Raw genomic sequence first — 253 nt, 5'->3', positions numbered from 1 at the left:
TGGTGACCCGTACGGGATTCGAACCCGTGTTACCGCCGTGAAAGGGCGGTGTCTTAACCACTTGACCAACGGGCCAATATGTATGGCAGAGAAGAAGGGATTCGAACCCTCGCACCGCGTTAGCGATCTACTCCCTTAGCAGGGGAGCCCCTTGAGCCACTTGGGTACTTCTCTGTATGGCTCCGCAGGTAGGACTCGAACCTACGACCGATCGGTTAACAGCCGATAGCTCTACCACTGAGCTACTGCGGAA

General features: G+C 56.1%; 3 tRNA genes. All 3 read right to left on the bottom strand.

Features of this window, described 5'->3' with window-relative positions:
• Positions 1–75: transfer RNA gene (locus tag G9F74_RS29680), tRNA-Glu, on the bottom strand.
• 8 nt (positions 76–83) lie between these two features.
• Positions 84–174: transfer RNA gene (locus G9F74_RS29675), tRNA-Ser, on the bottom strand.
• A gap of 3 nt (positions 175–177) precedes the next feature.
• Positions 178–252, bottom strand: a tRNA-Asn gene (locus G9F74_RS29670).
• Between the last annotated feature and the right edge of the window lies 1 nt (position 253).

Source organism: Bacillus sp. EKM202B (assembly GCF_011066025.1).
GTDB lineage: Bacteria > Bacillota > Bacilli > Bacillales > Bacillaceae_G > Bacillus_A > Bacillus_A toyonensis.
Note: the sequence above shows the minus strand (reverse complement) of the source record. Positions and strands in the feature narration are given on the sequence as shown.